General features: G+C 57.4%; 23 protein-coding genes, 1 other RNA gene and 1 pseudogene. 21 read left to right on the forward strand and 4 right to left on the reverse strand.

The features are described from left to right. Positions 1-13: 13 nt before the first annotated feature. A complete protein-coding gene (gene yiaY / locus G505_RS0105235; protein WP_028108619.1) occupies positions 14-1,165 on the forward strand; it encodes an L-threonine dehydrogenase in 1,152 nt (383 codons plus the stop codon). A 180-nt stretch (positions 1,166-1,345) separates the two neighbouring features. Beyond that, positions 1,346-1,708, forward strand: a pseudogene (locus tag G505_RS20640) (outer membrane protein assembly factor BamE); the annotation flags it as partial. Positions 1,709-1,937: 229 nt separating this feature from the next. On the opposite strand, the gene G505_RS0105245 reads toward G505_RS20640, so the two are convergent. Together G505_RS0105245 and G505_RS0105250 are read right to left on the reverse strand one after the other, a co-directional pair. After that, positions 1,938-2,234 (reverse strand): RnfH family protein, encoded by a 297-nt coding sequence (locus G505_RS0105245; protein ID WP_028108620.1) that lies wholly within the window; start codon positions 2,232-2,234, stop codon positions 1,938-1,940. After that, positions 2,227-2,661, reverse strand: coding sequence for a type II toxin-antitoxin system RatA family toxin (locus tag G505_RS0105250; protein WP_028108621.1), 435 nt, complete (start codon positions 2,659-2,661; stop codon positions 2,227-2,229). Before G505_RS0105250 ends, G505_RS0105245 begins: the two co-directional genes overlap by 8 nt. Positions 2,662-2,755: 94 nt before the next feature. Between G505_RS0105250 and smpB the strand changes: the two genes are divergently transcribed. Together smpB and ssrA are read left to right on the forward strand one after the other, a co-directional pair. Then, a complete protein-coding gene (gene smpB, locus G505_RS0105255) occupies positions 2,756-3,244 on the forward strand; it encodes an SsrA-binding protein SmpB (RefSeq protein WP_028108622.1) in 489 nt (162 codons plus the stop codon). A gap of 66 nt (positions 3,245-3,310) precedes the next feature. Further along, positions 3,311-3,673: a transfer-messenger RNA gene (gene ssrA / locus G505_RS22680) on the forward strand. 53 nt (positions 3,674-3,726) lie between these two features. Here the strand turns inward: ssrA and G505_RS20645 are convergent. Continuing rightward, positions 3,727-6,456, reverse strand: a complete 2,730-nt coding sequence (locus G505_RS20645) for a cation-translocating P-type ATPase (protein WP_084643854.1) — start codon at positions 6,454-6,456, stop codon at positions 3,727-3,729. A 536-nt stretch (positions 6,457-6,992) separates the two neighbouring features. On the opposite strand from G505_RS20645, the gene G505_RS0105265 reads away from it, so the two are divergent. The 12 genes from G505_RS0105265 to G505_RS20650 all read left to right on the forward strand — a co-directional run bounded on the left by G505_RS0105265 (position 6,993) and on the right by G505_RS20650 (position 22,507). Beyond that, complete coding sequence (locus G505_RS0105265) at positions 6,993-9,893, forward strand: TonB-dependent receptor domain-containing protein (RefSeq protein WP_028108623.1); 2,901 nt, start codon at positions 6,993-6,995, stop codon at positions 9,891-9,893. Between the two features lie 397 nt (positions 9,894-10,290). Beyond that, positions 10,291-11,646, forward strand: a complete 1,356-nt coding sequence (locus tag G505_RS0105270) for a Na(+)-translocating NADH-quinone reductase subunit A (protein WP_028108624.1) — start codon at positions 10,291-10,293, stop codon at positions 11,644-11,646. After that, complete coding sequence (locus tag G505_RS0105275) at positions 11,646-12,845, forward strand: NADH:ubiquinone reductase (Na(+)-transporting) subunit B (RefSeq protein ID WP_028108625.1); 1,200 nt, start codon at positions 11,646-11,648, stop codon at positions 12,843-12,845. The genes G505_RS0105270 and G505_RS0105275 overlap by 1 nt, the downstream gene beginning before the upstream one ends. Beyond that, positions 12,835-13,599 (forward strand): Na(+)-translocating NADH-quinone reductase subunit C, encoded by a 765-nt coding sequence (locus G505_RS0105280; RefSeq protein ID WP_028108626.1) that lies wholly within the window; start codon positions 12,835-12,837, stop codon positions 13,597-13,599. The genes G505_RS0105275 and G505_RS0105280 overlap by 11 nt, the downstream gene beginning before the upstream one ends. A gap of 1 nt (position 13,600) precedes the next feature. Continuing rightward, positions 13,601-14,224: an NADH:ubiquinone reductase (Na(+)-transporting) subunit D gene (locus G505_RS0105285; RefSeq protein WP_028108627.1), complete on the forward strand. Its 624-nt coding sequence runs from the start codon at positions 13,601-13,603 to the stop codon at positions 14,222-14,224. Between the two features lie 9 nt (positions 14,225-14,233). After that, positions 14,234-14,842: an NADH:ubiquinone reductase (Na(+)-transporting) subunit E gene (gene nqrE, locus G505_RS0105290; protein WP_028108628.1), complete on the forward strand. Its 609-nt coding sequence runs from the start codon at positions 14,234-14,236 to the stop codon at positions 14,840-14,842. A 32-nt stretch (positions 14,843-14,874) separates the two neighbouring features. Further along, positions 14,875-16,095, forward strand: coding sequence for an NADH:ubiquinone reductase (Na(+)-transporting) subunit F (nqrF, locus tag G505_RS0105295; protein ID WP_028108629.1), 1,221 nt, complete (start codon positions 14,875-14,877; stop codon positions 16,093-16,095). A gap of 42 nt (positions 16,096-16,137) precedes the next feature. Continuing rightward, the gene (gene nqrM / locus G505_RS0105300; RefSeq protein WP_028108630.1) at positions 16,138-16,368 is read left to right on the forward strand and encodes a (Na+)-NQR maturation NqrM; all 231 of its coding nucleotides are present in this window, start codon (positions 16,138-16,140) and stop codon (positions 16,366-16,368) included. A gap of 132 nt (positions 16,369-16,500) precedes the next feature. Then, positions 16,501-16,857 (forward strand): hypothetical protein, encoded by a 357-nt coding sequence (locus G505_RS0105305; RefSeq protein WP_028108631.1) that lies wholly within the window; start codon positions 16,501-16,503, stop codon positions 16,855-16,857. Positions 16,858-17,204: 347 nt separating this feature from the next. Then, positions 17,205-18,044 carry a hypothetical protein gene (locus tag G505_RS0105310; RefSeq protein ID WP_157509059.1) on the forward strand — a complete coding sequence of 280 codons (840 nt, stop codon included), beginning with the start codon at positions 17,205-17,207 and terminating at the stop codon, positions 18,042-18,044. A gap of 20 nt (positions 18,045-18,064) precedes the next feature. Beyond that, positions 18,065-22,015 (forward strand): zinc-dependent metalloprotease, encoded by a 3,951-nt coding sequence (locus tag G505_RS0105315; RefSeq protein WP_028108633.1) that lies wholly within the window; start codon positions 18,065-18,067, stop codon positions 22,013-22,015. A gap of 138 nt (positions 22,016-22,153) precedes the next feature. Continuing rightward, a complete protein-coding gene (locus G505_RS20650; protein ID WP_157509061.1) occupies positions 22,154-22,507 on the forward strand; it encodes a hypothetical protein in 354 nt (117 codons plus the stop codon). A gap of 59 nt (positions 22,508-22,566) precedes the next feature. On the opposite strand, the gene G505_RS0105330 is transcribed toward G505_RS20650, so the two are convergent. After that, a complete protein-coding gene (locus G505_RS0105330; protein ID WP_028108634.1) occupies positions 22,567-22,926 on the reverse strand; it encodes an HMA2 domain-containing protein in 360 nt (119 codons plus the stop codon). A gap of 237 nt (positions 22,927-23,163) precedes the next feature. On the opposite strand from G505_RS0105330, the gene G505_RS0105335 reads away from it, so the two are divergent. Genes G505_RS0105335 through G505_RS0105355 form a run of 5 tightly spaced genes read left to right on the forward strand, consistent with a single transcriptional unit; the run spans position 23,164 to position 26,801 of the window. Next, entirely contained in the window at positions 23,164-23,490 is a 327-nt protein-coding gene (locus tag G505_RS0105335; RefSeq protein WP_028108635.1) for an HMA2 domain-containing protein, read from the forward strand. 13 nt (positions 23,491-23,503) lie between these two features. Further along, positions 23,504-24,181 (forward strand): hypothetical protein, encoded by a 678-nt coding sequence (locus G505_RS20655; RefSeq protein ID WP_051215912.1) that lies wholly within the window; start codon positions 23,504-23,506, stop codon positions 24,179-24,181. Beyond that, on the forward strand, positions 24,174-24,485 hold the full coding sequence (locus G505_RS0105345) for a magnetosome protein MamC family protein (RefSeq protein ID WP_028108636.1): 312 nt from the start codon (positions 24,174-24,176) through the stop codon (positions 24,483-24,485). The genes G505_RS20655 and G505_RS0105345 overlap by 8 nt, the downstream gene beginning before the upstream one ends. Further along, positions 24,469-24,741 carry a YtxH domain-containing protein gene (locus G505_RS0105350; RefSeq protein WP_028108637.1) on the forward strand — a complete coding sequence of 91 codons (273 nt, stop codon included), beginning with the start codon at positions 24,469-24,471 and terminating at the stop codon, positions 24,739-24,741. Before G505_RS0105345 ends, G505_RS0105350 begins: the two co-directional genes overlap by 17 nt. Beyond that, positions 24,741-26,801, forward strand: coding sequence for a heavy metal translocating P-type ATPase (locus G505_RS0105355; protein WP_028108638.1), 2,061 nt, complete (start codon positions 24,741-24,743; stop codon positions 26,799-26,801). Before G505_RS0105350 ends, G505_RS0105355 begins: the two co-directional genes overlap by 1 nt. Positions 26,802-26,829: the final 28 nt, after the last annotated feature.

A 26,829-nucleotide genomic window follows, 5' to 3' on the forward strand; every position in this document is an offset into this window, starting at 1 on the left:
AAGGAGACAGCCCATGTCCGTAGCGAAGTTTTTTATTCCTTCCGTGAACACTCTGGGCACCGGCGCCGTGGATGCAGCCGCAGACGATATTCTCCAGTTGGGCTTCAAGCGCGCCCTGATCGTCACCGATAAGGTGTTGGTTGAGGTAGGCCTGGTTGCTCAAGTGGTAGACAAGCTGGCCACTCGTGGCCTGGAGACCGTTGTATTCGATGGTACCCAGCCCAACCCAACCGTGGGTAACGTAAACGATGGTCTGGCTCTGCTGAAAGAGAACGACTGTGACTTCGTTATCTCCCTGGGCGGTGGTTCACCACACGACTGTGCCAAGGGTATCGCTCTGGTAGCCGCCAACGGTGGCGACATCCGAGACTACGAAGGTGTCGACAAGTCCGCCAAACCTCAGTTGCCTCTGGTGGCCATCAACACCACTGCAGGCACCGCGTCCGAGATGACTCGCTTCTGCATCATCACCGACGAAGATCGTCACATCAAGATGGCCATTGTGGACAAGAACACCACTCCCATCCTGTCCGTTAACGATCCGCAGCTGATGGTTGGCAAGCCCAAGTCTCTGACTGCCGCTACCGGTATGGACGCACTGACCCACGCCGTAGAAGCCTATGTGTCTATCGCTGCCAACCCCATCACCGACGCCTGTGCAGAGAAAGCGATCACCCTGATTGCCGACAACCTGCGCAACGCGGTTGCCGATGGCACTGACATCGAAGCCCGTGACCAGATGGCCTACGCTCAGTTCCTGGCAGGCATGGCCTTCAACAATGCCAGCCTGGGTTACGTACACGCCATGGCTCACCAGCTGGGCGGTTTCTACGACCTGCCACACGGCGTATGCAACGCCATCCTGCTGCCTCACGTACAGGCTTACAACGCCCAGGTTGTTCCAGAGCGTCTGGCCGATGTGGCTCGTTGCATGGGCATCGACACCACCGGCATGACCGCCGCTGACGGTGCCGAAGCGGCCCTGAACGCCATCCGCGAACTGTCCAAGGACATTGGCATTCCCGCCAACCTGACCGAACTGGGTGTGAAAGAGGAAGATATCCCAACTCTGGCCACCAACGCATTGAACGATGCCTGTGGCCTGACTAACCCCAAGCAGGCGACTCACGAGGAGATCAGCGCCATCTTCCGTGGTGCCCTGTAACAAGGTTATCCGCTTAGTGTGCAATCCAAGGCCGGCTTAGCCGGCCTTTTTTTGTCTTAGTCTCGCCCGAGTACGGGGAACCTCCTACGAGTCGGACAGTCCTAGTGGTATTGAATTTCCCTTTCTCCCCCGGGCTGGGGTATTATCGCGTTTCACTTACAGGGGATAACGATTAACAGCATGAAGCAGTGTAAGATTTGGTTGGCCGCGGCCCTGACCGCAGCAACCCTCAGCGGGTGTTCGGTGTTTGACAGCCTGGTGTACAAGATCGACATTCCTCAAGGCAACTTCATCGAGCAGTCTCAGGTAGAGAAGCTGAGAGTTGCCATGACTCGAGAGCAGGTGGAGTTCATTCTGGGCCGTCCTGTATTGCGTGACTCCTTTGCCGATAACACCTGGTACTACGTCTACCAGTTCAAGAGTGGTCGCACCAATGAGATCACTCGCAAAGAACTCGTCATCAAGTTTGAACAGGACAAGGTCGCCTCGGTGAGCGGTGATTACACTCTGTCGGAGCTGTTCGATACGCCGCTGAGCGTGTCAGGTCCTAAGTAAGAAAAAAGCCGGCACCGCCGGCTTTTTTGATCCTTCCCCTGGCGCCTGCCCCCAAAGACATCGAGCAAGACCCGCCATCATTAACACGCACTAGCCTGCTCGGATGCGGTTACCGGATCTCATTGGACAAATGCTATCTATTCCGGCCCTTTTCTAGCACCGTAAACAGAATAGAAAACGGGCTCCAATAGGAGCCCGTTTCACTTTGCAAGACGACTCATTCGGCCTTGGCTTTGGCCTGTTCGGCCCGGCGCTTACGCACCTCTTTGGGGTCTGCAATCAGGGGGCGGTAGATCTCGATTCGCTCACCGGGCTTCACCTCATAGTCCAGCTTCACCTGACGGCTGAATACCCCGACCTTGTTCTTGGCAAGATCGATGTCAGGATGCCTCGACAGTATGCCACTGGCCTGGATCAGTGCCTCGGCACTGTTGCCCGGTTCGGCGGCGACCTTGACCACAGTCGCTCCTTGCGGCAAGGCGTACACCACCTCAACCTGAAAACTCTTAGCCACGGTAGACCTCCTTGGCACGCTCGGAGAACGCCATCACCATATTTTGGGCCAGATCATTGAACACTTTACCGAAGGCCTTTTGAGTTACCGGGTTATTGAACTCAAAATCCAAACAGAGCTCCACCTTACAGGCCGCTTCGGTGAGCGCCTTAAAACTCCAGGTCCCTTTCAGGGCCTGAAAAGGCCCCTCTTTCAGGCTCATGGTGATCACCTGTGGTGCCTGTAGGCTGTTTACCGTGGTAAAACTCTGAGCAATCCCGGCCTTTTTGACTGAGACAGTGGCCACCATCTCCTCTTCGGTATGGCTATGGACCTCTCCGCCTACGCAACCAGGCAGAAACTGCGGATATGACGCCACGTCATTGACCAGGTCATACATCTGCTGCGCACTGAAGCGGACCAGGGCGCTGCGGTTTATCTGCGGCATCGACTCACTCTCCCAACTACAATTCCCGGGCATTGTAACAATCCCTTGCCCAAGGTCATACCAAATCTACGGCAGACAGGTATAATACGCCGCTATGGCTAAGAAAAGTTCTAAAAAATCCAAGCCCACCTCCTCGACCATCGCCCTGAACAAGAAGGCGCGCCACGAGTACCACATCGAGGAGAAGATTGAGGCGGGTCTGTCCCTGATGGGATGGGAAGTGAAATCCCTTCGCGAAGGCAAAGTAAACCTCACCGAAGGCTTTATTCAGATTAAAGATGGCGAAGCCTACCTTCACGGCGTCACCATTACTCCCCTGAACACCGCCTCCACCCACGTGGTGGCCGATCCCCTGCGCCTGCGTAAGCTGTTGCTTAAGCGCCGGGAGTTGGATCGCCTGATTGGCTTGGTGGAGCGCCAGGGCTACAGCATGATCCCCACCGCCCTCTATTGGAAGAAGGCCTGGGTGAAGCTGGAGTTCGGGCTGGGTAAGGGTAAGAAACAGCATGACAAGCGTGATGATGCCAAACAGCGTGACTGGGACCGCGAAAAAGCCCGGGTCATGAAGGGATCCAAGCGCTGATCGCCTAATGCTTATCCACACTGGTCTTGGCGTCCTTTGTGGATAAATGGTATAGTAGTCCTACCTGGGGTCGATTTTGGATTCGACGGGATTCTCGAAACCCAAGGTGCATGCCGAGGTGCGGTTGGCCTCGTAAAAAAGCCGCATTTTAATAGTCGCAAACGACGAAACTTACGCAATCGCCGCCTAATAAGCGGTAAGATCGCCTACCTCCAATCCCCCGCCTATTGGGAAAGGATCAAGGTAGTCAAGCCATATAGGATCGCGCGGCGTCTTCTCCAGTAGACAAAGCGTTAAACTCAATCTGGATCGCCCAGGTGAAGCCTGCCGCTCGGCGCCACTATGGGTTAACTAAAAGAGCCGGCTAAGCATGTAGGACCGAGGATGTAGGTTTTTCGGACGGGGGTTCAACTCCCCCCGACTCCACCAAACATCATTAAAAGCCCACCGCAAGGTGGGCTTTTTTGTACCTGAACGATGCGCTATCGCTGACGCCAGAGCAACCACCCCTTGTGCAGTTCCATCACCACTAACAGAAGCAACGCCGCCAGCAGCAGTGATGTCCATTGATCCAGGGTGACCGGCGCCGTCTGCAGAATCCCGGCAAGCCAGGGAGCATGCATGGCCCACAGATGCACCAGTTGGGCTGCCAGGGTACCAAACACCAACAGCGGGTTACCCAGGAGGGGGTGACGGAACAGAGATAAGGTCTCAGAACGGCTGTTGAACACCTGTACATTCTCGAACAAGACCATCATCAGCAAAGTCAGGTTGCGCGCCTCATCCAGACTGGCCCCCAAGGCCAGCTGCCACTGGAACAGCAGGAAGGCCATGGGCCCTATGGTGAGCGCCGACAGAATAACCCGCTCCAGCATCAGCCGGTTAAAGATGGTTTCCTGCGGCTCCCTCGGTGGGCGTTTCAACTCGTTGCCCTCCGCCGGCTCAAACGCCAGGGCGACGTCCTGAATGCCGTTGGTGACCAGATTCAGCCACAGCAGTTGCACCGCAGTCAGGGGCAAAGGCAACCCGGTAAGCAGAGCCAGGGTAAAGAGTACCAGCTCGGCAGCAGCGGTGGAGATCAGCAGGAATACCACTTTACGCACATTGGCGTAAGCCACCCGTCCCTCCTCGACGCCCGCCAGTATGGAGCTGAAGTTGTCGTCGGTGACGATAAGATCGCTGGTCTCCTTGGCCACCTCGGTGCCACTTTTGCCCATGGCCACACCCACCTGGGCCGCCTTAAGAGCAGGAGAGTCGTTTGCCCCATCGCCACTGACGGCCACAAAGTGGCCCAACCGCTGCAGCGAGTGGACGATGTCCAGCTTCTGTACCGGCTCCACCCGGGCAAACACCCGTCCCCGGTCGACGATGGCGTCCACGGCCTGCGCCCCGCCTGCTTGCCTCAGTGATTCACCGGTCACAATTTCATCGGCCCGTTCGGCCAACTCCAGGTTTCTCGCCACTGCCAGGGCGGTAATGGGGTGATCCCCGGTGACCATCACCACTCGGATCCCCGCCCTCTTGCAGTCAGCCACCGCCTGGGCAGACTCAGGCCTGAGAGGATCCACCATCCCCACCAGTCCCAGCAGGGTCAGCTGTTTCAAGCCGGCATGCTCCAGCTCACCATCGCTGTGCAGCTGCGACGGCGCTGTTCCCTCCGCCACCGCCAACATGCGAAAACTCTCCGAGGCCAATGATTCCGCCACCCTGCGCAGCTCCTCTTCTTCCAGAGGCACCTCCCCTTCCGAAGTCGCCATGGTGGCGCACATAGGCAATATCCGCTCCGGCGCCCCCTTTACCGACACCTGAACCCGGTCACCGCAGCGGTTAGCGCTGGCACAGAACATCCTCTCAGACTCAAACGGCAGACTGGCCAACTCCGGGCATTGCCCAAGCAGGGCTTCCTTCACCAACCCCAGCTTCTTGCCCATCACCAACAGAGCCACATCCACGGCATCCCCCTGCCCCTGCCAACTGCCATTGTGATGGAGAAGATGCGCTGGGTTGCACAGCAGCGCCGCCCTCGCCAGACGCTGCAACCTCTGCTGTTGGTTTTCGGTCAATGATTCTTCACCTTCAACCCTCCCCGTCGGTTCCAGCCCCTCACCGCTGACCGTCAGGATCTTATCTCCGGGCAGCACCACCCTTTTGACCGTCAGACGATTGACCGTCAAAGTACCGGTTTTATCGGAGGCGATGCAGGTGCAGGAGCCCAGTGCCTCAACGGAGATCAGGCGGCGAACGATCACCTGGCGCTTTGCCATCCTCCCCTGACCTATGGCCAGTGCCACCGTCAGCGCCACAGGCAAACCTTCAGGAATCACCGACACAGCCAGAGCCACAGCCAAGAGGATAATCTCCATAAGACCGGCGCCTTGATAGAGCGCCACCAGGGCCATCAGGCTCACCGCTCCGCCCACCATTAAGGCCACCCGGCGAACGAAGGTATCCATCCGCACCAGCAGAGGCACCTTGGCCTCGGGATCCCTCATCACCTGAGCGGCAATGCCGCCCAGTTGGGTCGCCATTCCGGTTGCCACCACCACACCTGTCGCCCGGCCTCTCCCCATCAGGGTACCGGCAAACGCCATATTGCTGCGGTCACCCAGGGCGGTATCGATAGGAAGAGTGTTGTCGTGGCGCTTGGTCACCGGCAAGGACTCACCGGTCAACAGGGATTCATCGATGGCGGCATCATGGCAACTGACAAACCTCAAGTCTGCAGGAATCTTGTCTCCAGACTCCAACAGCACCATATCCCCCGGCACCAATTCATCCGCATCCAAGTCATAGGGTTCACCACTTCTGAGCACTCTGGCCCGAGTGCCCACGACCCGCTGCAGGGCTTCTGTCGCCCGCTGGGCAGAATACTCCTGAACGGTGCCGATGACGGCGTTGATCAGCAGGATGGCTCCGATGAACAGGGCATCGGTAACCTCATGGGTCACCAATGACAACACGGCCGCCAGCATCAGGATATAGATAAGTGGACTCTTGAATTGCCTGAGAAATATCTCTAGCACCCCAAGGGCTGGGGGTTTGGGCAGGCGATTCGGTCCAAAGAGGCTCCGCCTTCGTGTAACTTCATCGGCATTCAGCCCGGAAGGGGAGCTACCGAGCCGGGTAAGCAGCACCTGACTCTCCTCTGCCCAAGGTCTCCCCTGTTCAAAGCCTGCAGGACACTCACTTGTTCTGGCTCGGTTAACATTCATCGCTGCAGACCCTCCTATCCCTTAAGGTATAGGTCAATGACGTATTGAGCAGCCAGCTAAGTTAGTGATTCAGCGCAAATGATTCGTCAATTTTTCCAATTGTTCTCTCCTTTGCCCTGGACAACACACTGTCAAGGGCGCTAATGAGCGCTTACTCATCAGCCCGAGTCATACCAACCCTAGGTCAAAAGCCGTCAAATCGGCATTTCTTACGGGTATCTCCCACAAATACCACGTGATCTTGCCCACATTTTCACCACTTGATACCGGGTCACTTTTTAATCACGAAATATCTTCATTGTTAACATAACCCCAGCTTACAACGCTTGCAGCATGGGGGGTTTAACGTATTGAAAGAGTAAACTCCTTCAATTAACGTCAATTTTCCATCACAACTCTAGATATGAAATCAACAACGAGTTAACATCCGGAGTGTCAGGAGCAACACACATTAACAGCCCCTAAACAAGGTTCAATTGCTCTTATCTCTGCCTGGGGCTGCAATCCAATAATAAATCGACTTTAGGGAGAACAGCATGTTCGTGAAGTCTAGCTTGGCCAAGTCCGTTAGGTTGGCTGTAGTATTTGGCGCAGCCGCATCTTTGGCTCAGCCTGCTGTAGCCGCCGAGGAAGGCAACGACGAGGGAAGCGAAATTGAGAAGATTACCGTTACCGGTTCTCGTATCGCCCGTCCTGAATTTACCCAACCCGCCCCAATCGTAAGCATCGGTTCCGACGAGATTGCCAAGTTCGGTAACGTCGACCTGGGTTCTATCCTGGCCGAACTGCCTGCAGTGGGCGCAACCGACACCATCATTGGTAACAACAACAGTAACGCCCTGGCCGGTATCAGCTCCGCTGACCTGCGTCGTCTGGGTGCCAACCGTACCCTGGTGCTGGTAAACGGCAAGCGTCACGTAGCCGGTGCCCCTGGCTCCGCTCAGGTCGACTTGACCACCATCCCCGCCTCCCTGATTGAGCGCGTGGAAGTGGTAACCGGTGGTGCGTCTGCGATCTACGGTTCCGATGCGGTATCCGGTGTTGTAAACATCATCCTGAAAGACAACTTCGAAGGTTTCGAGCTGGATGTGGGTTACGGTAACTCCATGGAAGGCGTGGACACCGAAGGTCACGTGATCAGCCTGCTGGGTGGTGCTGACCTGTCTGACGGCCGTGGTAACGTGACTTTCTTTGCCAACTACGACCGCACCAAAGAGGTGATGTCTACTCAGCTGCGTCAGCTGGATGGCTGGGGCACTGTGGCCAACCCTGACAACACCGGCGAAGAAGACGGCATCCCAGATCGTCTGCGTGTACCCCGCGTGTACTCCGAGATGATCAACGACACCGGTGTGCTTAACCCCTTCGGTGGCGGTGCTGGTCGCTGGACCTTCGATCAGAACGGCAACCCCATGCTGCAGACCGAGCGCGACCTGGACAACAGCTTCGCATTCGGTAACTTCCCCAACGGTTGTGACACCTGTTTCAACCCCGAAGAGTACGAAAACTACATCCCAGGCGTTGAGCGTATCACCGTCGGCTCGACCTTTAACTACGATCTGACCGACAACGTCCAGTTCTTCTCTGACTTCAAATACGTAAGCTCCGAGATCAAGCAGCAGTTCCAGCCCTCCTTCCGCTTCGGTAACATCACCATTGATGTAGAGGACAACCCATTCCTGGATGAAGGCCTGCGTACTACCCTGCTGGATGCCGGCCAGACCAGCGTCAGCATGGCTAAGTTCTTCGACGAGTTGGGCAACCGCTCTGCCGACAACCAGCGTGACCTGTTCCGCTTCGTTGGCGGCTTCAAGGGTGACTTTACCCTGAGCCAGACCGACTTTAACTGGGAAGTGTTCTACGTTTGGGGCGAAACCCGCAACGAGCGTAAGACTCTGAACGACCTGATCCCCGACAACCTGGTTGCAGCCATTGATACGGTGATTGATCCTGAGACTGGCGAAGCCGCCTGTCGCAGTCAGGTACCTAGTGCTCAGGGTGACGACTACCAGGATCCAGCCTCTGTTAACGGCGATCAGTGTGTGGCCTACAACCCCTTCGGCTTCGGCCAGGCTTCTGATGCGGCACGTGACTTCGTCTCTGCCGACGTAACCCGTAACGACAAGATCACTCAGCAGGTGATGGGCGCCACCCTGGCGACCGACTCTTCCGAGCTGTTCGAACTGCCTGGCGGCCCGGTAGATGTGGTTGTGGGTTGGGAATATCGTGAAGAGACCTCCGAAACCACCACTGACGAGTTCACCAAGGCTGGCTTCCTGACCAATGCGGCGACTCCGGACTCCTACGGTGAGTACGACGTTACCGAATACTTCATTGAGGTTAACCTGCCCATCATCCAGGGCATGACCGGTATCGAAGAGCTGACTCTGGACGCTGCCTTCCGTGGTGCGGACTACTCCCACGCCGGTAACGCCGATGCGTGGAAAGTGGGTGCCTTCTACTCTCCATTCGACGGCCTGAGCTTCCGCGGTACCATTGGCGAGGCGGTACGTGCGCCTAACGTTGGCGAAGCGTTCGATCCTCTGTCTCCCGGTTTTGCCCGTGTATCCGATCCATGTGACGCGGACAACATCAGTGACGATCCGGATCGCGCCGCCAACTGTGCTGCCCTGGGCATGCCTCCTGGCTTCCAAGCCAACGACAACGTGAGTGTGGACCTGCTCTCCGGTGGTAACCCCAACCTGGAGTCCGAGACCTCCAAGTCTAAGACTGCTGGTATCGTGTGGAGCCCCACCTTCATCGAGAACCTGTCCATCACCGTTGACTACTACGACATTGAGATCGAAGACGCGATCATCTTCGTAGCAGCTCAAGACGTTGCCGACAACTGTGTTGACGCCACCGGTGGCCCAGACGCCAACTTCTGTTCTCAGGTTGACCGTGACCCCAACACCTTCGACATCACCCTGGTGCGTTCCGGTTACCTGAACGCCGCTGCCTACAACACCCGTGGTATCGAGCTGCAGGCCAGCTACTCCATGGACCTGGGCCCAGGTGAACTGGACCTGAACCTGGTTGGTAACCAGCTTCTGGAACTGGAACAGTTTGAGTTCCAGGATCGTCCAGACGAGGTGAACGACGAGAAGGGTGAGGTTGGTGATCCAGAGCTGCAGTTCCGACTGAGCGCCAACTACCGCTGGGATGACATGACCGTAAACTGGGTGACTCGCTTCATCGACAACTCCGTTACCTATGATGTGTCCCCCAACGGCGGATCTCCAGAGGACGTAAGCCCTCACTACGTACCAACCATCATTACTCATGACCTGGGTGGTACCTACAACTTTAACGACACCGTACAGCTGCGTGCCGGTATCCGTAACCTGTTTGACAAACTGCCTCCAGGTTACACCGTTAACCCGATCTACGATCTGGTTGGCCGTCGCTACTACGTAGGCGTTAACGTTAGGCTGTAATCTCTGCCTAAACTTGAAAGGCGCAGCTCAAGCTGCGCCTTTTTTTATCTTCTGGCGATCCAGCTCCCACTGGGCACCCCCTCCCTGTGACACCACATCACGCATCACACGACGAAAGCGACGGATTTCCATACAGAAAAAGTCATTTGTTGATCAAGCAACAATGAGCCCAATTCATAATCGGCATTCATCACTTCTCAGAAATGACAGATAAGTACTTTAAATACAATACCATGCCATATATAGCTCACTATCCAACCAGGGCAGTGATGTAACTTTATTCCGTTTTATTATTAGAATTCGCTTCACCTTTTACTACAAAGTGTGACCTCCCTAAAGGAAGTTGAAGCGATGAAGTTTTATCCTTGTCACAATTTTTTTGTAATCGAAGACTGCAATGGCGACGACAACTAAGGTAACGACCGTAAAACGGGGGCTGGACGTGCCCCTGGCCGGTGAACCCCGGCAAGAGATCGACGGCCGCCTGTGTCCCTCCCATGTAGCCCTGCTCGGCGAAGAGTACGCCGGCCTCAAGCCCACCATGCTGGTGGAGCCCGGGGACAGGGTGAAGAAGGGCCAGCCGCTGTTTGAGGATAAGAAGCAGAAGGGTGTGCTGTACACGGCCCCCGCCTCCGGGGTGGTCAGTGCCATCCACCGGGGCGAACGCCGTGTGCTGCAGTCCGTGGTGATCGACATCGAAGGGGACGAACAGATGCTGTTCGACTGCTTCGAGGATCTCGACGGCCTGACCCGGGACCAGGTGCAGACCAACCTGCTGGCCAGTGGCCTGTGGACCGCCCTGCGCACCCGTCCCTTCTCCCGAGCTCCTAAGCCCGGCAGCACTCCGGCGGGCCTGTTTATCACCGCTATGGACACCAATCCGGTGGCGGCAGACCCCAGGGTGGTGATCGCCGAGGAGGCCCAGTCCTTCGCCGATGGCCTCAAGGTGCTTAGCACCCTGACCGACGGCAAGCTGTACCTGTGTCACGACGCCGGTGATGATCTGCCCGGAGCCAACCTACCCCAGGTAGAGACACACCGATTTGCCGGCGTACACCCTGCTGGCCTGGTGGGCACCCATATCCACCACATCCTGCCGGTCAGCCTGGAACGTCAGGTATGGCACATCGGCTATCAGGATGTGATTGCGGTCGGCAAGCTGTTCACCACCGGCGAGCTGTACACCGACCGGGTGATTGCCCTGTCCGGCCCGGACATCCTTGATCCCCGCCTGGTGCGCATCCCGTTGGGAGCTGAGCTTACCCGCCTGATGAGAGGCGAGCTCAAGCCCAGCCACTCTCGAGTGGTCTCCGGCTCCGTACTCTCAGGTCATACCGCCGACGGTCCCCACGACTTCCTGGGACGCTTCCACAACCAGGTCACCGTCCTCACCGAAGACAGTGAGCACGAGCTGCTGCCTTGGGAGCGCCCTTCACGGAAAGTGTTCTCCATCGCTCGCAACCTGGTCTCCCTGTTTGCCGGCAAGCAGAAGTTCGACCTGACCACCCAGACCGGGGGCTCCAAGCGCGCCATCGTGGCCTTTGGCCAGTTTGAGAAGGTGATGCCGCTGGATATCCTCCCGACCCTGCTGCTGAGAGATCTCATCTGCCAGGATACCGATGAAGCCCAGGCTTTGGGTGCATTGGAGCTGGATGAAGAGGACTTGGCACTGTGCACCTTTGTCTGCCCGAGTAAGTACGACTTCGGCAAGGAGCTGCGCACCTGTCTGGACATTATTGAGAAGGAAGGCTGATGAGCGGTTCCAATCCCAAAAAACGCCAGGAGGCGTATTACGCCCACGGCAACTCCATGAAAGCCTTCATGCGATCGCTGTTTGTCGCCCATGCCCGTCCGACTTCGGGTAAGGTGCACATCCGCGACGGCATCGATGTAAAACGCACCATGTGGGTGGTGATGTGGTGTCTGGTGCCGGCCATGCTGTTTGGCCTCTACAACCAGGGCCTGCAGGCCCAGATCGCCATCGCCGGCGGCGCCGAAGCGGCCAATGGGCTGTTCACTGCCCTGTTTGGCGAGCTGAACGCCGACAGTGGTGTCCTGGCCATGTTGACCTACGGCGCCTGCCTGTTCCTGCCCATCTACGTTACCGCTCTGGCGGTCAACCTGTTCTGGGAGATTGTGTTTGCCCGTGCCCGTGGTCAGGAGCTGCATGAAGGCTTCCTGGTTACCTCGATGCTGTTTGCGCTGATCCTACCCATCTCCACTCCCCTGTGGATGGTGGCCCTGGGCGTCACCTTCGGCGTGGTAATGGCCAAAGAGGTGTTCGGTGGTCTGGGCTGTAACTTCCTCAACCCGGCTCTGGCGGGTCTGGCGTTCCTCTACTTTGCCTACCCCACAGTATTTGCTGCCCCGGAGCAGCTGGTGGCCGTAGACGGCTACACCGGTGCCACTGACCTGGCCCTGGCCGCCAAGGGCAAACTGGCCTTTGCCGACTATGCCTGGTACCAGGCGTTCACCGACTCGGCCTGGTGGGATGCTTTCCTGGGACTGACCCCAGGTGCCATTGGCGAAACCAGCACCCTGGCCCTGCTGATTGGTGGCGGCCTGCTGATGCTCTCCAGCCTCTCCTCCTGGCGAATCGTCGCAGGCGTGTTCGTCGGCATGGTGGCCACCGCCACCCTGTTCAATGTGATCGGCTCCGACTCCAACCCCATGTTTGCCATGCCCTGGACCTGGCACCTGGTCACCGGCGGCTTCGCCATCGGTATGCTGTTTATGGCTACGGATCCGGTGACCAGTACCTACACCCGTAAGGGGCGCTGGGCCTACGGCATCCTCATCGGTTTCATGGTGGTACTGGTTCGTGTGGTCAACCCCAAGATGGCCGAAGGGATGATGCTGGCGATTCTGTTCAGCAACCTGTGGGCACCGATTTTCGATTACCTGGTGGCACGCGCCAACATCAAGCGGAGGCTGTCACGCAATGGCATTTAACAAAGATTCCGTGCTGGGAACCATGGCCTTCAGCGTGGTTCTCTGCCTGCTCTGCTCCTTTATGATCACCGGCACCGCCGAGGTCCTGAAAGAGCGCAAGCTGGCGAAGAAACGCAGCGAACTGAAGCGCTACGTGCTGGTTGCCGCCAATATTCAGGGCGACGACATCGAGGAGCTGTTCGACAGCCGGGTCACGCCGATGCTGGTCAACTTGGACAGCGGCACCACTGAAGATCTCAGCGCCAACGAGATTCTGGATTTCGACGACCGCATGGCGGCCATTAATCCGGACACCTCCATCAAGCCCAAGAAGGACACCGCCCGCATCAAGCGCCGTGCCAATCAGGCCCGGGTGTTCAAAGTCACCGACGAAAACGGCCAGCTGGCCAGTGTGGTGTTCCCCATCCATGGTAAGGGCCTGTGGTCCGTGGTCTACGGTTATGTGGCCATACAGCCAGACCTGAACACCATCGAAGGGCTGGTGATCTCCGAGCACGGGGAAACTCCCGGCCTGACCGACTTCCTGAAGGACGCCAAGTGGCTCTCGGGTTGGCACAACAAGCAGATTTTCGACGACAGCGGCAAGCCTGTATTGGCGGTGGTCAAAGGCGGCGCCAAGAAAGGCGACGTTCACGGTGTCGATGGCGTCAGTGGCGCCACCAAGACCGCCCGGGGTCTGCAGAAAGCGGTGACATTCTGGTTCGGTCCAGAGGGCTACCAGAACTTCCTGAACACCATTAAGAAGGAGGCCTGAGATGAGCAGTCGCAGTAATGCAGCCAAGCAGGTGCTGACCTCTCCCATCTTTGCCAACAACCCGGTCGCCATGCAGGTTCTGGGTGTCTGTTCCGCCCTGGCGGTGAGTAACTCCATGGAGACCGCGGTGGTGATGACCCTGGCGGTGACCTTCGTTCTGGTGTTCTCCAACCTGTTTATCTCGCTGATCCGCAACTTCATCCCCAACAGCGTGCGCATCATCGCCCAGATGACGGTGATCGCCTCTCTGGTGATTGTGGTGGACATGGTGCTGCAGGACGTGGCCTATGAGCTGTCCCAGAAGCTGTCGGTGTTTGTGGGACTGATCATCACCAACTGCATCGTGATGGGACGGGCGGAAGCCTACGCCATGAAGAGTGGACCGCTGATGTCGGTGATCGACGCCCTGGGCAACTCCCTGGGCTATGGCGTCATCCTGGTTGGGGTGGGCTTCGTTCGCGAACTGTTGGGCGCAGGCACCCTGTTCGGTCATGAGGTGATCACCACCACAGAGAACGGCGGCTTCTACCTGGCCAACGAGATGTTCAAGATGGCCCCCAGCGCCTTCTTCCTTATCGGCCTGATGATCTGGGGCCTTCACGTGATTCAGAAGCGCAAAGGCTAAGGAGCGAATATGGAACACTATATCAACCTGTTCGTTCAGGCCGCCTTTATCGACAACATGGCCCTCTCCTTCTTCATGGGGATGTGCACCTTCCTGGCGGTATCGAAGAAGGTCTCCACCTCCTTCGGTCTGGGGGTTGCGGTGGTGGTGGTGATGGCCCTGGCCGTTCCAGTTAACCAACTGATCTACGTTAACTTCCTTAAACCTGGCGCCCTGGCCTGGGCGGGGATGCCGAACCTGGATCTCAGCTACCTGAAGCTGATCACCTTCATCGGTGTGATCGCCGCCCTGGTACAGATCCTGGAGATGGTGCTGGACAAGTACGCCCCGGCGCTCTACCAGACCCTGGGGATCTTCCTGCCGCTGCTGACGGTAAACTGCGCCATCTTCGCCGGGGTGATCTTCATGGCCAACCGCGACTACAACATGACCGAGTCCGTGGTGTTTGCACTGGGCTCCAGCTCCGGTTGGGCCATGGCCATCGTACTGCTGGCCGGCCTGAGAGAGCGGATGAAGTTCTCTGCCATCCCCGAGGGGCTGCAGGGTATCGGCATCACCTTTATCTCCACCGGACTGATGGCACTGGGCTTTATGGCCTTCGTGGGCATCGCCCTGTAACCCAATTTGTGACGATTTAAGAAGGTAACGCGATGGAAATGGCAATCGGCATCAGCATGTTCACCATAGTGGTGTGTCTGCTGGTCGCGGTGATCCTTATCGCCAAAAGCAAACTGGTCGCCTCAGGCGACGTCACCATCGGCATCAATGGCGACCCGGATAAAACGGTCAACACGCCTGCCGGTGGCAAACTCCTGGGCGCCCTGGCGGGCCAGGATATCTTTATCCCTTCCGCGTGCGGCGGCGGCGGCACCTGCGGCCAATGCCGGGTGCATGTGAAGTCCGGCGGTGGCGAGATCCTGCCCACCGAACGGGACCACATCACCAAGAAAGAGGCCAAAGACGGCTGTCGTCTCGCCTGCCAGGTGGCAGTGAAAGACGACATGGAGCTGGAGATCGAAGAGGAGATCTTCGGGGTGAAGAAGTGGGAATGCGAGGTCATCTCCAACGACAACACCGCCACCTTCATCAAGGAGCTGCGCCTCAAGGTGCCGGAAGGCGAAGAGGTGCCCTTCAAGGCCGGTGGCTACATCCAGATTGAAGCCCCGGCCCACAAGGTGAACTACGCCGACTTCGACATCCCGGAAGAGTACCGTGACGACTGGGAGAAGTATGAGCTGTTCCAGCTGGAATCCGTGGTCGAGGAGGACGTGCTGCGCGCCTACTCCATGGCCAACTACCCGGATGAGAAGGGCCTGATCATGCTCAACGTGCGTATCGCCACGCCGCCGAGTAACGACCTGCCTCCGGGCAAAATGTCCTCCTACATCTTCAACCTCAAGGCCGGTGACAAGGTGGTGATCTCCGGCCCCTTCGGCGAGTTCTTCGTCAAGGAGGAGAGCGAGGCGGAGATGATCTTCATCGGTGGTGGTGCCGGCATGGCCCCCATGCGCTCCCACATCTTCGACCAGCTGAAGGCGAAACAGACCAAGCGTAAGATGAGCTTCTGGTACGGTGCCCGCTCGGTGCGGGAGATCTTCTACCAGGAGGACTTCGACGGTCTGGCGGCGGAGAACGACAACTTCCACTGGAACGTGGCCCTGTCCGATCCCCTGCCCGAAGACAACTGGGACGGCTACACCGGCTTCATCCACAATGTGCTCTACGAGAACTACCTGAAGGACCATAAGGCCCCTGAGGATTGTGAGTTCTACATGTGTGGACCACCGGTAATGAACGCCGCGGTAATCAAGATGCTCAAAGACCTGGGTGTCGAAGACGAGAACATCCTGCTGGATGACTTCGGTGACTGAATAAGGGGCGCCCTGTTGGGTGCCCGGATTTGGAGACAAGCTATGACCGCCTTTGCCACCACCTTTGCCATCATGCTGCTGGTGATCCTGATGATGTCCGTCGGCTACCTGTTCAGGCGCAAGACCATCGCCGGTTCCTGCGGTGGCCTGGGGGGCGTCGGCATCGACAAGGTGTGCGACTGCCCGGAGCCCTGCGACAAGCGCAAAGCGAAGATGGCCAGGGAAGCGGAACTGGCACGCCGGGAGCGCTTCCTCAAGGAGCGCATTCTCTAAAATTGTCCCAAATGAGATAAGGCACCTTGCGGTGCCTTTTTTATTACCCAATCAATAGACTCCATTTCTGACGCCCACAAATTTCTGATACTCTGGCCTCTGTTTTTCGCTTCCTGTTGCTCTGGAGACCCAATGAAATTCGCTCTGCCCCTGCTGTTGTCGCTGACCGCCCTAAACGCTGCGGCCCAGGAGCTGGATCTCTCCATCGAAGTGGTGCTGCCCGGCGCCCAACCCATGCAACTGGACGCTCGAGTGCCCGCCAACCAGTGGAGCGACCACCAGTTGGGTGACTACCGCCTCTCGCTGCAACCCAGCACCCAGAACGAGCAGATCACCGTAGACGCGGTGCTGACCAGCGGCGAAGGGGAGCGCCTGAACCAGCTGCTGATGCCGGCAGTGGTGATTAAGGTAGGCGAACAGGGCCGGATGGAGCTGGGTGAACCGCCCAGGATGCTGAGCTTCAGTGTCGGCGCCGAACTGGCGGAATAACTCCTCCCAACACCTATCTCTAGCGGCAGAGCCTCAACCAGTGCAGTCGCTAGAGTGTCAAGCCAGTTCGTCTTTTCAAACTGTTACGTCACTGCAACACACACTTTTTCCTTACAAAGTGTAATCAACCTGACGATTTAGCACGTCAGAATTTGAGATGCAGATCCCACTCTGTGAACTCCTCTTTACATTTCTTTAGGTTTGTCTGTTTTTTGTGCTTTTTCGTTTTGCATGCCACATGCACTAATGATAGCGTCTCGTGTCCGAAACGAAATTCCAGGGGAATACTTAGTAAACTCTAATTTAATTCAAGGTTAAAAACCAAAGCCTAAATTAGGACAACGATAATGAAAATATGCTCATATTTAGTCGCATCCATTCTTTGGATAGCGCCTTTTTTAGCGAGTGCAGAAAATATTCAGGACAGATGGAGTGATCCTGAAGAGAGCCGCTGGTCAGGCTTTCTTGGTGTCGACTACACTCAAAACAAATACAGTGCTGGTGCATATTTAGCGGAGCGAAACTATTCGGCCACTGCAATTATCCGCTATTCGCTGAATAAAAATTCACGGCTACAAGCCGTCATCTCCGGCTACCACGCAAGTGACGGTGATGAGTATGGAAGTCAAGGAGACTTCTGGAATGACACCTCCCTGTCCTGGTCGAGAAACAACCTCTGGAAGCCAAGTAAATCAAGTACCTTAAGTAGCGAGATACGCCTGATCCTGCCCACATCCAAGTTCTCACGAAGACAGGGTCTGGAAGTTGGTGTCCGCGGCAGCCTGCGCGTCAGCTTCAATCTGAGTGACTATGTAGAAGGCCTATTCATAGGCGACAGCATACGTTTTAGAAAGAATTTTCATGAATACAAGACTGCTGGTGATCAAAAGCTGTCCGAATACCAGGCAAGCAATCTCTTTACCATCGACTATTTTTTTGCCGACAGGTTTAACTTCAGCACCTACTTAGTCTCCAGATATGGCTGGGATTACGACGGCGACAATATCCACCCAGATCTTATTCATGGTGAAGAGCTTGGTTACCAGCTCACTGACGATATCGATATCGCCATAGGTATGACCAACGGCATCACCTACTACAACCAGGAACGTGGCACAGACCCAATTCATGACTTAGTCGATCTCGACAAGATGAATTACTACTTCGTTGCCAACTATCAGTTTTAATCTTTTAAAAAGGTATCCCAATGTTTAAACGGATTGCCATTGCCGCTGCTGTGGCCGCTGCTTTGACCGGTTGCGGCGCAGAAGACAGGCCTTACGACAAATTTGAGAGACCCGCCGAAGAGATCACTACCGCCTCTTTGGACACCGAGTCCCTCTGGCTGTATATGCCCTCCACTGGCGCCGCTCCCCGCTACGCCATGACTCAGCGCGGCTTCTTCCAGGGCGATCCCAAGCTGGTTACTCTGCGCTTTGACGAGTTCAACGGCATCTATGCCGAAGAGGTAGACCGCGACAAGCTGTCCATGGATGGTAACAGCCGCTGGGACTCAGACATCAACAAAGCCCCTGTGTTGAAGATTCCCGGTGAATTCCGTGAATACCGCTGTGCCCTCAATGCCTATGATGAGTGCACCAACAAGGAAGAGATCAACGAAGACCAAGACCGCAAGTGGACCGACGCCACTCACTTCGTGCCGGACTACGAAAAGGTTGCCACCCTGGCTCATGACAGCATGACCTGGTTCACCGCCAGCAACGTGGAAGAGACCGCCGAGCCTCGGGTTGTCTCCTACGAATACAACGCTGAAGAGGGCGTAATCAACGTCGAACTGGAGCGCACCTTCACCGCTGACCCTGAAGATCAGTACCAGTTCGGCAACGACCCAAAAAACCTCTCTTTCAAGACTCGCTTCTTCTACTCCCTGGTGAAACTGGACAAGCTGATTACTCCTGATTACCAGCCCATCTACTATCAGGGTCGTGACCGCGCCTTCTACGGCTTCTTCGAAGACACCAAGGAGCAGCGTACCGCCACAGGTGAAACCAATGTTCAAGGCAGCGTATTCAGCCTGCTGAACCGCTTCGCCCCCAACCAGGACAGCATCGATTACTACCTGAGCGACAGCTACCACGATAAAGGCAACGAGCTGTACAAGCGCGTCACCATGGAAAGCATCGCCGACATCAACAAGTCGCTGGAAGGCACCGGGGTACCGCCAATCCGCATCGTCAACCCGGACAGCAAAGCTGGCGTTCACACCGGAGACCTGCGCTACAACGTGCTAAACCTGATCACCGACCCTGTGGACAATGGTCTGCTGGGTTACGGCCCCTCAGCCACCAACCCACTGACCGGTGAAATTGTTCACGCCCACGTGAATCAGTACGCCGGCGTCATCCGTGGCGCCACCCGTGCCACGTGGACCCAGTTGGTGATGCGCTACAACCGACAGGAGATTGCCCGTCCTGACGAATACAAGCCTGAAACTCAGGATCCCGCCGACACTGATGCCGAAGAGAACCTTGAAGTCAAAGCGTTCCACGACATGCTGGCTGCGGACATGGGCGCTCCCATTGGTGTTCCAGAGCTGGCCGACAGCGAGATTGCCCAGGTTGCCGGCAGCACCATGGACACCCAGATGGCTGGCCACAACCACGCCACAGAGAAAGCCTGGAACACTCAGCACCCGGATCTGGCCGTTCGTTCCTTCCACAAGCATCAGAAACACCTGGATATGCTCGCCGAGCAGAACGCCTACGCCGTCGAGTTCATGTGGCTGAGCACTCAGTCCAAAGGACTGGTTGAGGGCATCGATTATCTGGAAGGTGGCTACTTTGCCAACGACGAGAACACCGAGCTGAAAACCTGGGACGATCTGACTGCCGCCCAACAATCAGAGGTCAGCGACGCCATCGCCGCCCACATGTTCCGCTCCACCCTGATCCACGAACTGGGCCACAACCTGGGCCTGCGCCACAACTTTATGGGTTCAGTGGACAAAGCCAATTTCTACTCTGAAGCCGAAGCCAAGGCCAAGGGTATGGAGAAGGTGCCTGCCTACAGCTCCATCATGGACTACGCGGCCTCCATCTTCGATGAGCTGCCGACCTATGGTAAGTACGACATCGCCGCCCTGCGCTTCGGCTATGGCCGCCAGGTCGAAGCAGACCTGAGCACCACAGCCATCGATGAGGAGACCAACCAGCCCAAGACCACCACAGAGAAAAAATACCTATCTCTGACCAAGCTGGACAGCGAACTGGCTGAGGACTTCAACGCCTACCCTCGCGGCATCATCCAGCAGGTACGAGACAACTATCTGGAGAGCGACGAGCTTAAGGATATCAATCTCGGTGACAACCAGACTCTGGGCCTGACTCTGTACAACTTCTGTACCGACGAGCACACCACCACTTCGGTGCTGTGTAACCGCTTTGATGAAGGCACCAACATCAAAGAGTTGACCGATTTCCGCATTCAGCGCTACTACGACAGCTACGACACCATGAACCGTCGTAACGGCCGTCAGAGCTTCTACCAGTTCCATCAGTACAACTACTTCCTGAGCCGCTGGGATCAGTTCCTGAATATTCGCGACGTAATTGAAAACGTCGAGGAGATTGACTACCTATTTGCCCGCTACCTAGGGGTCAGCAACACCAACGGTCGTGTCTTCAGTGAAATCTACGCCAACAGCTGCCGCGGTGTTCCTTATGACACCATGACCAGCAACCTGCGTAACCTGTGTGATACCTACGACGCAGCAGTCACCGCTGCCGATTTCTTCATCGATGTGATGACTCAGCCTGACAAGGTGTGTGAGCTGGAGGAGATCGCCCCAGGGGTGCCTAACCGTTACCGCTTCGCCACCCTGTCCGACCTGTGGCGCACCTACGGCCCTGGCATGTCCGACAACCGCGACATCCCCACCAGTTGCTACGACGACGAGCTGGTAGAGGTTCTGGCCAATCAGCAGAATAAGATTGTGGTCCGCTCCGAAACCCGCGATGGCCGTATCCAGGCTAGCCTTCAGGCCAACAACCCGCATCAGAGCTCAGTTGCTTCTGTCGACCTGCTGGGCGCCTGGCCTGACAAGCTGCTGGCTGCCCAGATGCTGGTACGCCGCGACAGCCCCTTCGTAGACACCGAGAACTCCAGCCTGGCGCTGATCGACATCGAAGGTAAGGTAGAAGATATCTACAGCCACCTCTCCTACCTTGCCGGCAACCCCACTGCCCGCCAGCCGGTGTTTGTGGACAAGGATGGCGAGTATGTGGAGACCGTTGATCGTTACGTGCCCAGCCTGGGCAAGATGATTGACCAGTCGCCCTCTTACCTGTGGCCGATGAAGCACTTCTTCGGTTTCACTGACCAGGACTACTATGACCTTTGGTACGACCCGGCCACTCCCGATACGCCGACCCCTGAATTCCGTGCGCTATTGAATAACCTGCACAGATACGCCTGGGCCAAAGAGTATGGTCTGAGCGACAGTGCCCTGGGCCTGATCGATGCCATCGGCCTGCGCAGGGCCGGTCCTTACGTGGACACCGAAGGCGCCATCACCTTCTCCTGGAAGGCAGACAACTTTGTGGCCACCCGCCGCAACCTGCTGGCCCAGGCCATGGCAACTCGCGCCCTCTACGGTGAAGAGCAAAAGCCCCAGGTTGAACGCCTTGGTGGTGTTGGCTACCGGGTACGCAACGCCCTGAATGTGTTCCGAGCCGCCCGAGACCACCACGAAGCGCGCCTGATCGCCATCGCCGATGCGGATGCTCTGAAGCTGATGCAGGAAACCACCGGCTTTGCCCGCTTCTTCCTGCTCCGTAACAACTTCAAGGAGTATGAGATCGTTCGCAACCAGGGTCAGGACAACGAAACCACCTTTAAGTGCCGTCGCCTGGAACTGGACAGCGAAACCGAAGCCCAGCGCCTGAACCGCAAGTGTAACTCCCAGGAGTCTCTGGAGAACGCCCTGCAGTCCATCGACCGCATCGATGACACCCGTCTGTCGGAGATCTACAACCTGGCCACCACCTTCGGCGACGCCATCGAATCCAACAACCAGTACTCCACCTACCGTAAGGATGCCGAGGTCTACGACTACGATCCTCAGTTGCTGCGTCTTTGGAGCACCAACGAGTACGTGGACTATCGTCGTGCCTTCGAGCAGTTCCCTCTGTTCAACTAAGGCAACTTAGATTGATAAGCAAGCCGGCCCCTCTGGGCCGGCTTTTTCATTGAGCCAACACCGGCTTCGCGGCCTCTAGCATTTGTACGCCCAACCCCTTAAAATAAATGAGAATCAATTTCAGTTGAGTTGTGTGCCGTGTCATCATTGAAGAAACTCAAGAAGCTGGCCAGGGCGGGTAAATTTCAGAAACGCCTCGCCAGGGCCGAACAGCCTCTACGAAGCATTAACCCTGAACTCAGGGCGGTCACCCTGCAAGCAGGGCAAAGCGCAGTGCGGGAACTGATGGCACCACTCAACCCACTGCTGAGCTGGTTTAACGAGGGAGGCATCGACTTTTCCGCTGCAGACTCCAGCTCCCGTCAGATTCAGTCGATACGACAACCGGCCCGTCCCCTGTCCATGCTGCCGCTGAAATCGCCCCCCTGTAAGCGCTGTCCGGCGCTGATGGGGGGACAGTGTAAATGTGCTGTCAAGAAGTTTGCCAGTTGACCGAATCTCAGGCACAAAAAAAGCGCTCATCGGAGCGCGTTTTTTTCGTTGTTCTTGAATCAGGCGAAGGCCAAAGCCTTGATCACCGATGGCCCCATCAGGCGTTTCAGTACCAGAACCGCTACCCCTTTGACGAGGGAACGTGACCCACTGCGCACTGCGTTTTCCACGAAGGCATTGCGACTTGCTGAGCGCAGCCAGCCGTGACTCTCCACCGTCTCCAGCAGATCCTCTGCGGTCAGCTCATTGTGATCGAACATCAGGGTCACCGAACCGGCGTAGCGGCGATGGCGAACCTCCAGCACTGCATCTATCTGCCGCAGTTGCTCCAACAGCGCCTGCACTTCCTCAGGGTTGTTCAGAATAAAGTCTGAGCGAATCCGCAGGCGACGATCAGTTTTGTGGATATAGGTCGACATCACAACACCATGAATGAGACTGATTTGCATTTAATGTATCTCATCATTCCCTGAAACTCAAAGAAAAATCGACTGCCTTGGGGCAATATCACAAAGCCAGTGATGAGATTGATTTTTATTTGCCTTTCGGCTGTGTTTGCAGCAAAACAAGAGGGTCTTTTTGACCTCGCGCAATTTTCTCTGGATATCCACATGCCAGAATCGAGCCCTTGCCACTAGCGAAAGTGATTGAACATCATGCCTAACACGGCCAAAGAAATAGTAAAGCTCAGGCAGTGGGTCCACGTCGCCCACCACATTCCTGGCCGAATCCGACTCAAGTTCAACTCGGCTCTGGTCACCCAGATGGCCAGATTCAAAACCGAGCAGATTCTGGAGCAGGCAGATCGCCTGCCGCCACTCAAACGGTTCCAGCTCAATACCGGCTCCAACAGCCTGATCCTGGAGTATGACCACGGAACCATTCATCCCGGTTTACTGGACAGACTGTTCGGCGAATGCCAGATGGGCGCCGAGCAGGCGTGCCAGGAACTGATCGACCTTTTAGCGCCACACTACCAATAAGGATGGTTGCATCATGAATAACAAAGACGAGCAAAACATGGCTTACCCCCCATACGGTTATCCTCCTGTGTGGCCGCCTCACCCCATGCATGGCTACCCTCCTCACCCCATGCACGGCTATCATCCCCACGCCATGCCACCACAAGGCTATGGTGTGCCACCTCAGGGGCAGCCGCAGATGCCCCATGGCTATCCTCCGCACCACCACAGTATGCCTCCGCACGGCGGCCACCATGATCACCACCACAGCGATCCGCTGATGGCTCAGTCCCAGCAGATGCTGGAGGGGCTGATGGGTGACCAGGCGGGTATCTTCAAGGATCTGCTGCACAAGCTGGGTGTGGACGACAAGGAGTTCTGGAAAGGGGCGATGATTGGCGCCGCTGCCGCCCTGATCCTCAGCAATGAGAATGTGCGCGGTAACCTGATGAGCATGCTGGGCAACGCCGGTGACCTGCTGAAAACCGGTACCGACAAGGTGAAGCAGACTGCCACCCAGACCGCCTCGAACGTCGGCAGCAACGTCTCCATGGGCACCGATGTGTTTAAGGACACCCTGGCCGCAGGCAAGGCCGGCTTCAAAGAATCCGTAGAGCGCCACCGCTCGCCAGAGCCTCAGGCAGCCCCTCAGCAGGAAACCACCCCAGAGGCACCCACAGAGCCTCACATCAAGGCCCAAGCCAATGAGTAACGGCTCCAGAGAGCTGAGCCCCGCCAGCCGGGCGATGATCGCCAGTGCCTTGCTGGGCGGCACCGCCTCCGCGGCAGGACAGTGGAGTGCTTATCAGCGCGGTGAGCTGCAGGTCAATGAACTTGCCGCCAAAACGCTGAAAGACGCCGCCAAAGCGGGCATAGCCGGAGGCATGGCCACCGCCGTTGCCGGTCGCATGGCCGGCCGTCCGCTGTTGTCACTGGCCACGGTGTTGTGCGCCGGCGCCGCCAGCCTCTACCTCATCGATGAATTAACGGACAACTCCAATGAAAAAAGTGCCTAATCCATACTATCCCTACGGCTACCAGCCACAGCAGCCTTACCAGCAGCAGAATACCCGCACCCACTTCGTCTCGGGCCTGCTGGCCGGTGCCGCCGTGGCCTATCTGCTGTCCAATAAGAAGGTGCAGCAGGGCGTGGCCTCCGCCGGCAACCGCGCCTGGTCCACAGTGCGTGGCGAAGTGGAGGAGCTCAAGGAGCGCCTGGAGGACACTCAGGCTGAACTGGAATACTACCGCAACCTGCACAAGGAGCAGTGATGACTCAGTTTGTGGTCAAACACCACATACCTGGACGCATCCGCCTCAAGATTGAGCTGCTGGCTTCCCTGAAGGGCTGCGGCGACTGGCTGAAAACCGGTCTGCTCTCCCTGCAGGGGGTACACTCTGTCCGCCTGAATGAATACGCCCGTTCCCTGGTGATTGAATATGATCACCAGCTGCTGGAGCCGGCGGACATTCAGGGCAGGCTGGAGTCATTGGACTGGCAGGCGGTAGAACATGCCGACGGCGAGCACCAATACACCCGCGGCGATATTGCCCTGAACCTGATGGGTTTTCTGGCCGCCGGACTGCTGCCCAAACGCTACGCCTCCCTGAGTACCGCGGCGCTGATCACCCCGACCCTGGAGGCCGGGGTGGAGCAGCTTAGGGATCGCACCCTGGGCGTCGAGGTATTGGATGCATTCGCCATCGGCCTCTCCGCCTGGCGTGGGGACCATAAGACCGCCATGCTCACCCAGACCCTGCTCTCCACCGGCGAGTATATGGAGCAGCTCACCAGTCGCAACAGCGACAAGCTGCTGGCCGAACTGATGCAGCCCAAGCACACCCAGGTGTGGGTCATCCGTGACGGCCAGGAGATACAGGTCAGCTCCGAAACTCTGGCCGAGGGCGAGCTGGTGCGCCTGGGCCCAGGCGACATGGTGCCCGCGGACGGCGTGATCACCCAGGGTGAATGTCTGGTCAACCAGGCCTCGCTCACCGGCGAATCGGTACCGGTGCGCCGGGAGGACAGCGCCTACCTCTACTCAGGCACTGCGATTCACGAGGGCAATGTCACCCTCAAGGTGGAGAAGGTCGGCTGTGATACCACCACAGCACGCATCGCCGCCATCATCGCCCAGTCTCTGGGCGAGAAGAGTCAGACTCAGCTGGCGACCCAGGAGATGGCGGAGCGCCGGGTGAAGATCACCCTGGCCATCGGCAGTGCCGTGTTCGCCATGACCGGCGATCTGGAGCGGCTGGCTTCGGTGTTCCTGGTGGATTACTCCTGTGCCCTGAAACTGTCCACTCCGGTGGCCTTCAAGTCGATGATGTACCGCGCCGCCAAGCAGGGCCTGCTGCTCAAGGGTGGCCGGGCCATGGAGAACCTGGCTGAGGTGGATACCGTGGTGTTCGATAAGACCGGTACCCTGACCTATGGGGATCTGGAGGTCACCGATGTTATCTGTCTGCGCGAGCAGAAGAACGCCCGGGAACTGCTGGCCATCGCCGCCTCGGTGGAGGAGCACTGCAACCATCCGCTGGCTCAGGCGGTGGTCAATGCCGCCAAGCATCATGCCCTGCCTCACATCGAGCATGGAGAAGTGGAGTATGTCATTGCCCATGGCCTGAAGAGCTCCATCGACGGTCATCCGCTGGTTATCGGCAGTCGCCACTACCTGGAGGCCCACGAGCAGGTGGACTTCGGCTCTTTGGAACAGACCATTACCCAGCTTGAGGCCGAGGGCAAACACCTGCTGTTCCTGGCCAGTGGCAACCAGCCCATGGGGGTCATCGGCCTGAGGGACACCCTGAGGGAAGAGGTACACGACGCCCTCAAGCAGCTGAGAGACAGCGGCATTCGCAACCTGGTGCTGCTCACCGGCGATACGGCGGCAAAAGCACGCCAGGTCACCGAAGATCTGGGTTTCGATCTCTTCTTCGCCGAAGCCACCCCAGACTCCAAAGCCGATGTGGTCACCAAGCTGCAGCAGCAGGGCCACAAGGTGCTGTTCGTCGGAGACGGTGTCAACGATGCCCCTGCCCTGTCGGCAGCCGATGTGGGCCTGGCGATGGCCACGGGCACCGACCTGGCTCACCTGGCCGCAGACGTGGTGTTGATGCAGGACAGCTTGCTGGGCATTGCCCAGGCCAGGGAACTCTCTCAGGAAGCGATGGCGCTGATCGACAGCAATATCCGCCTGGCGGAGGTGGTCAACAGCGGCATCATGCTGGCCGCAGCCATGGGCTGGCTGCGTCCCGCCACCAGTGCCCTGCTGCACAACGGCACCACCCTGGCCGTCATCAGCCGGGCCATTGCCGCCCGCCAGGGATAGGCTTAGGACAACGCCAAAAGGCCGGAGC

Origin of the sequence: Ferrimonas futtsuensis DSM 18154, from assembly GCF_000422645.1 — a bacterium.
In the GTDB taxonomy this organism is placed as follows: domain Bacteria; phylum Pseudomonadota; class Gammaproteobacteria; order Enterobacterales; family Shewanellaceae; genus Ferrimonas; species Ferrimonas futtsuensis.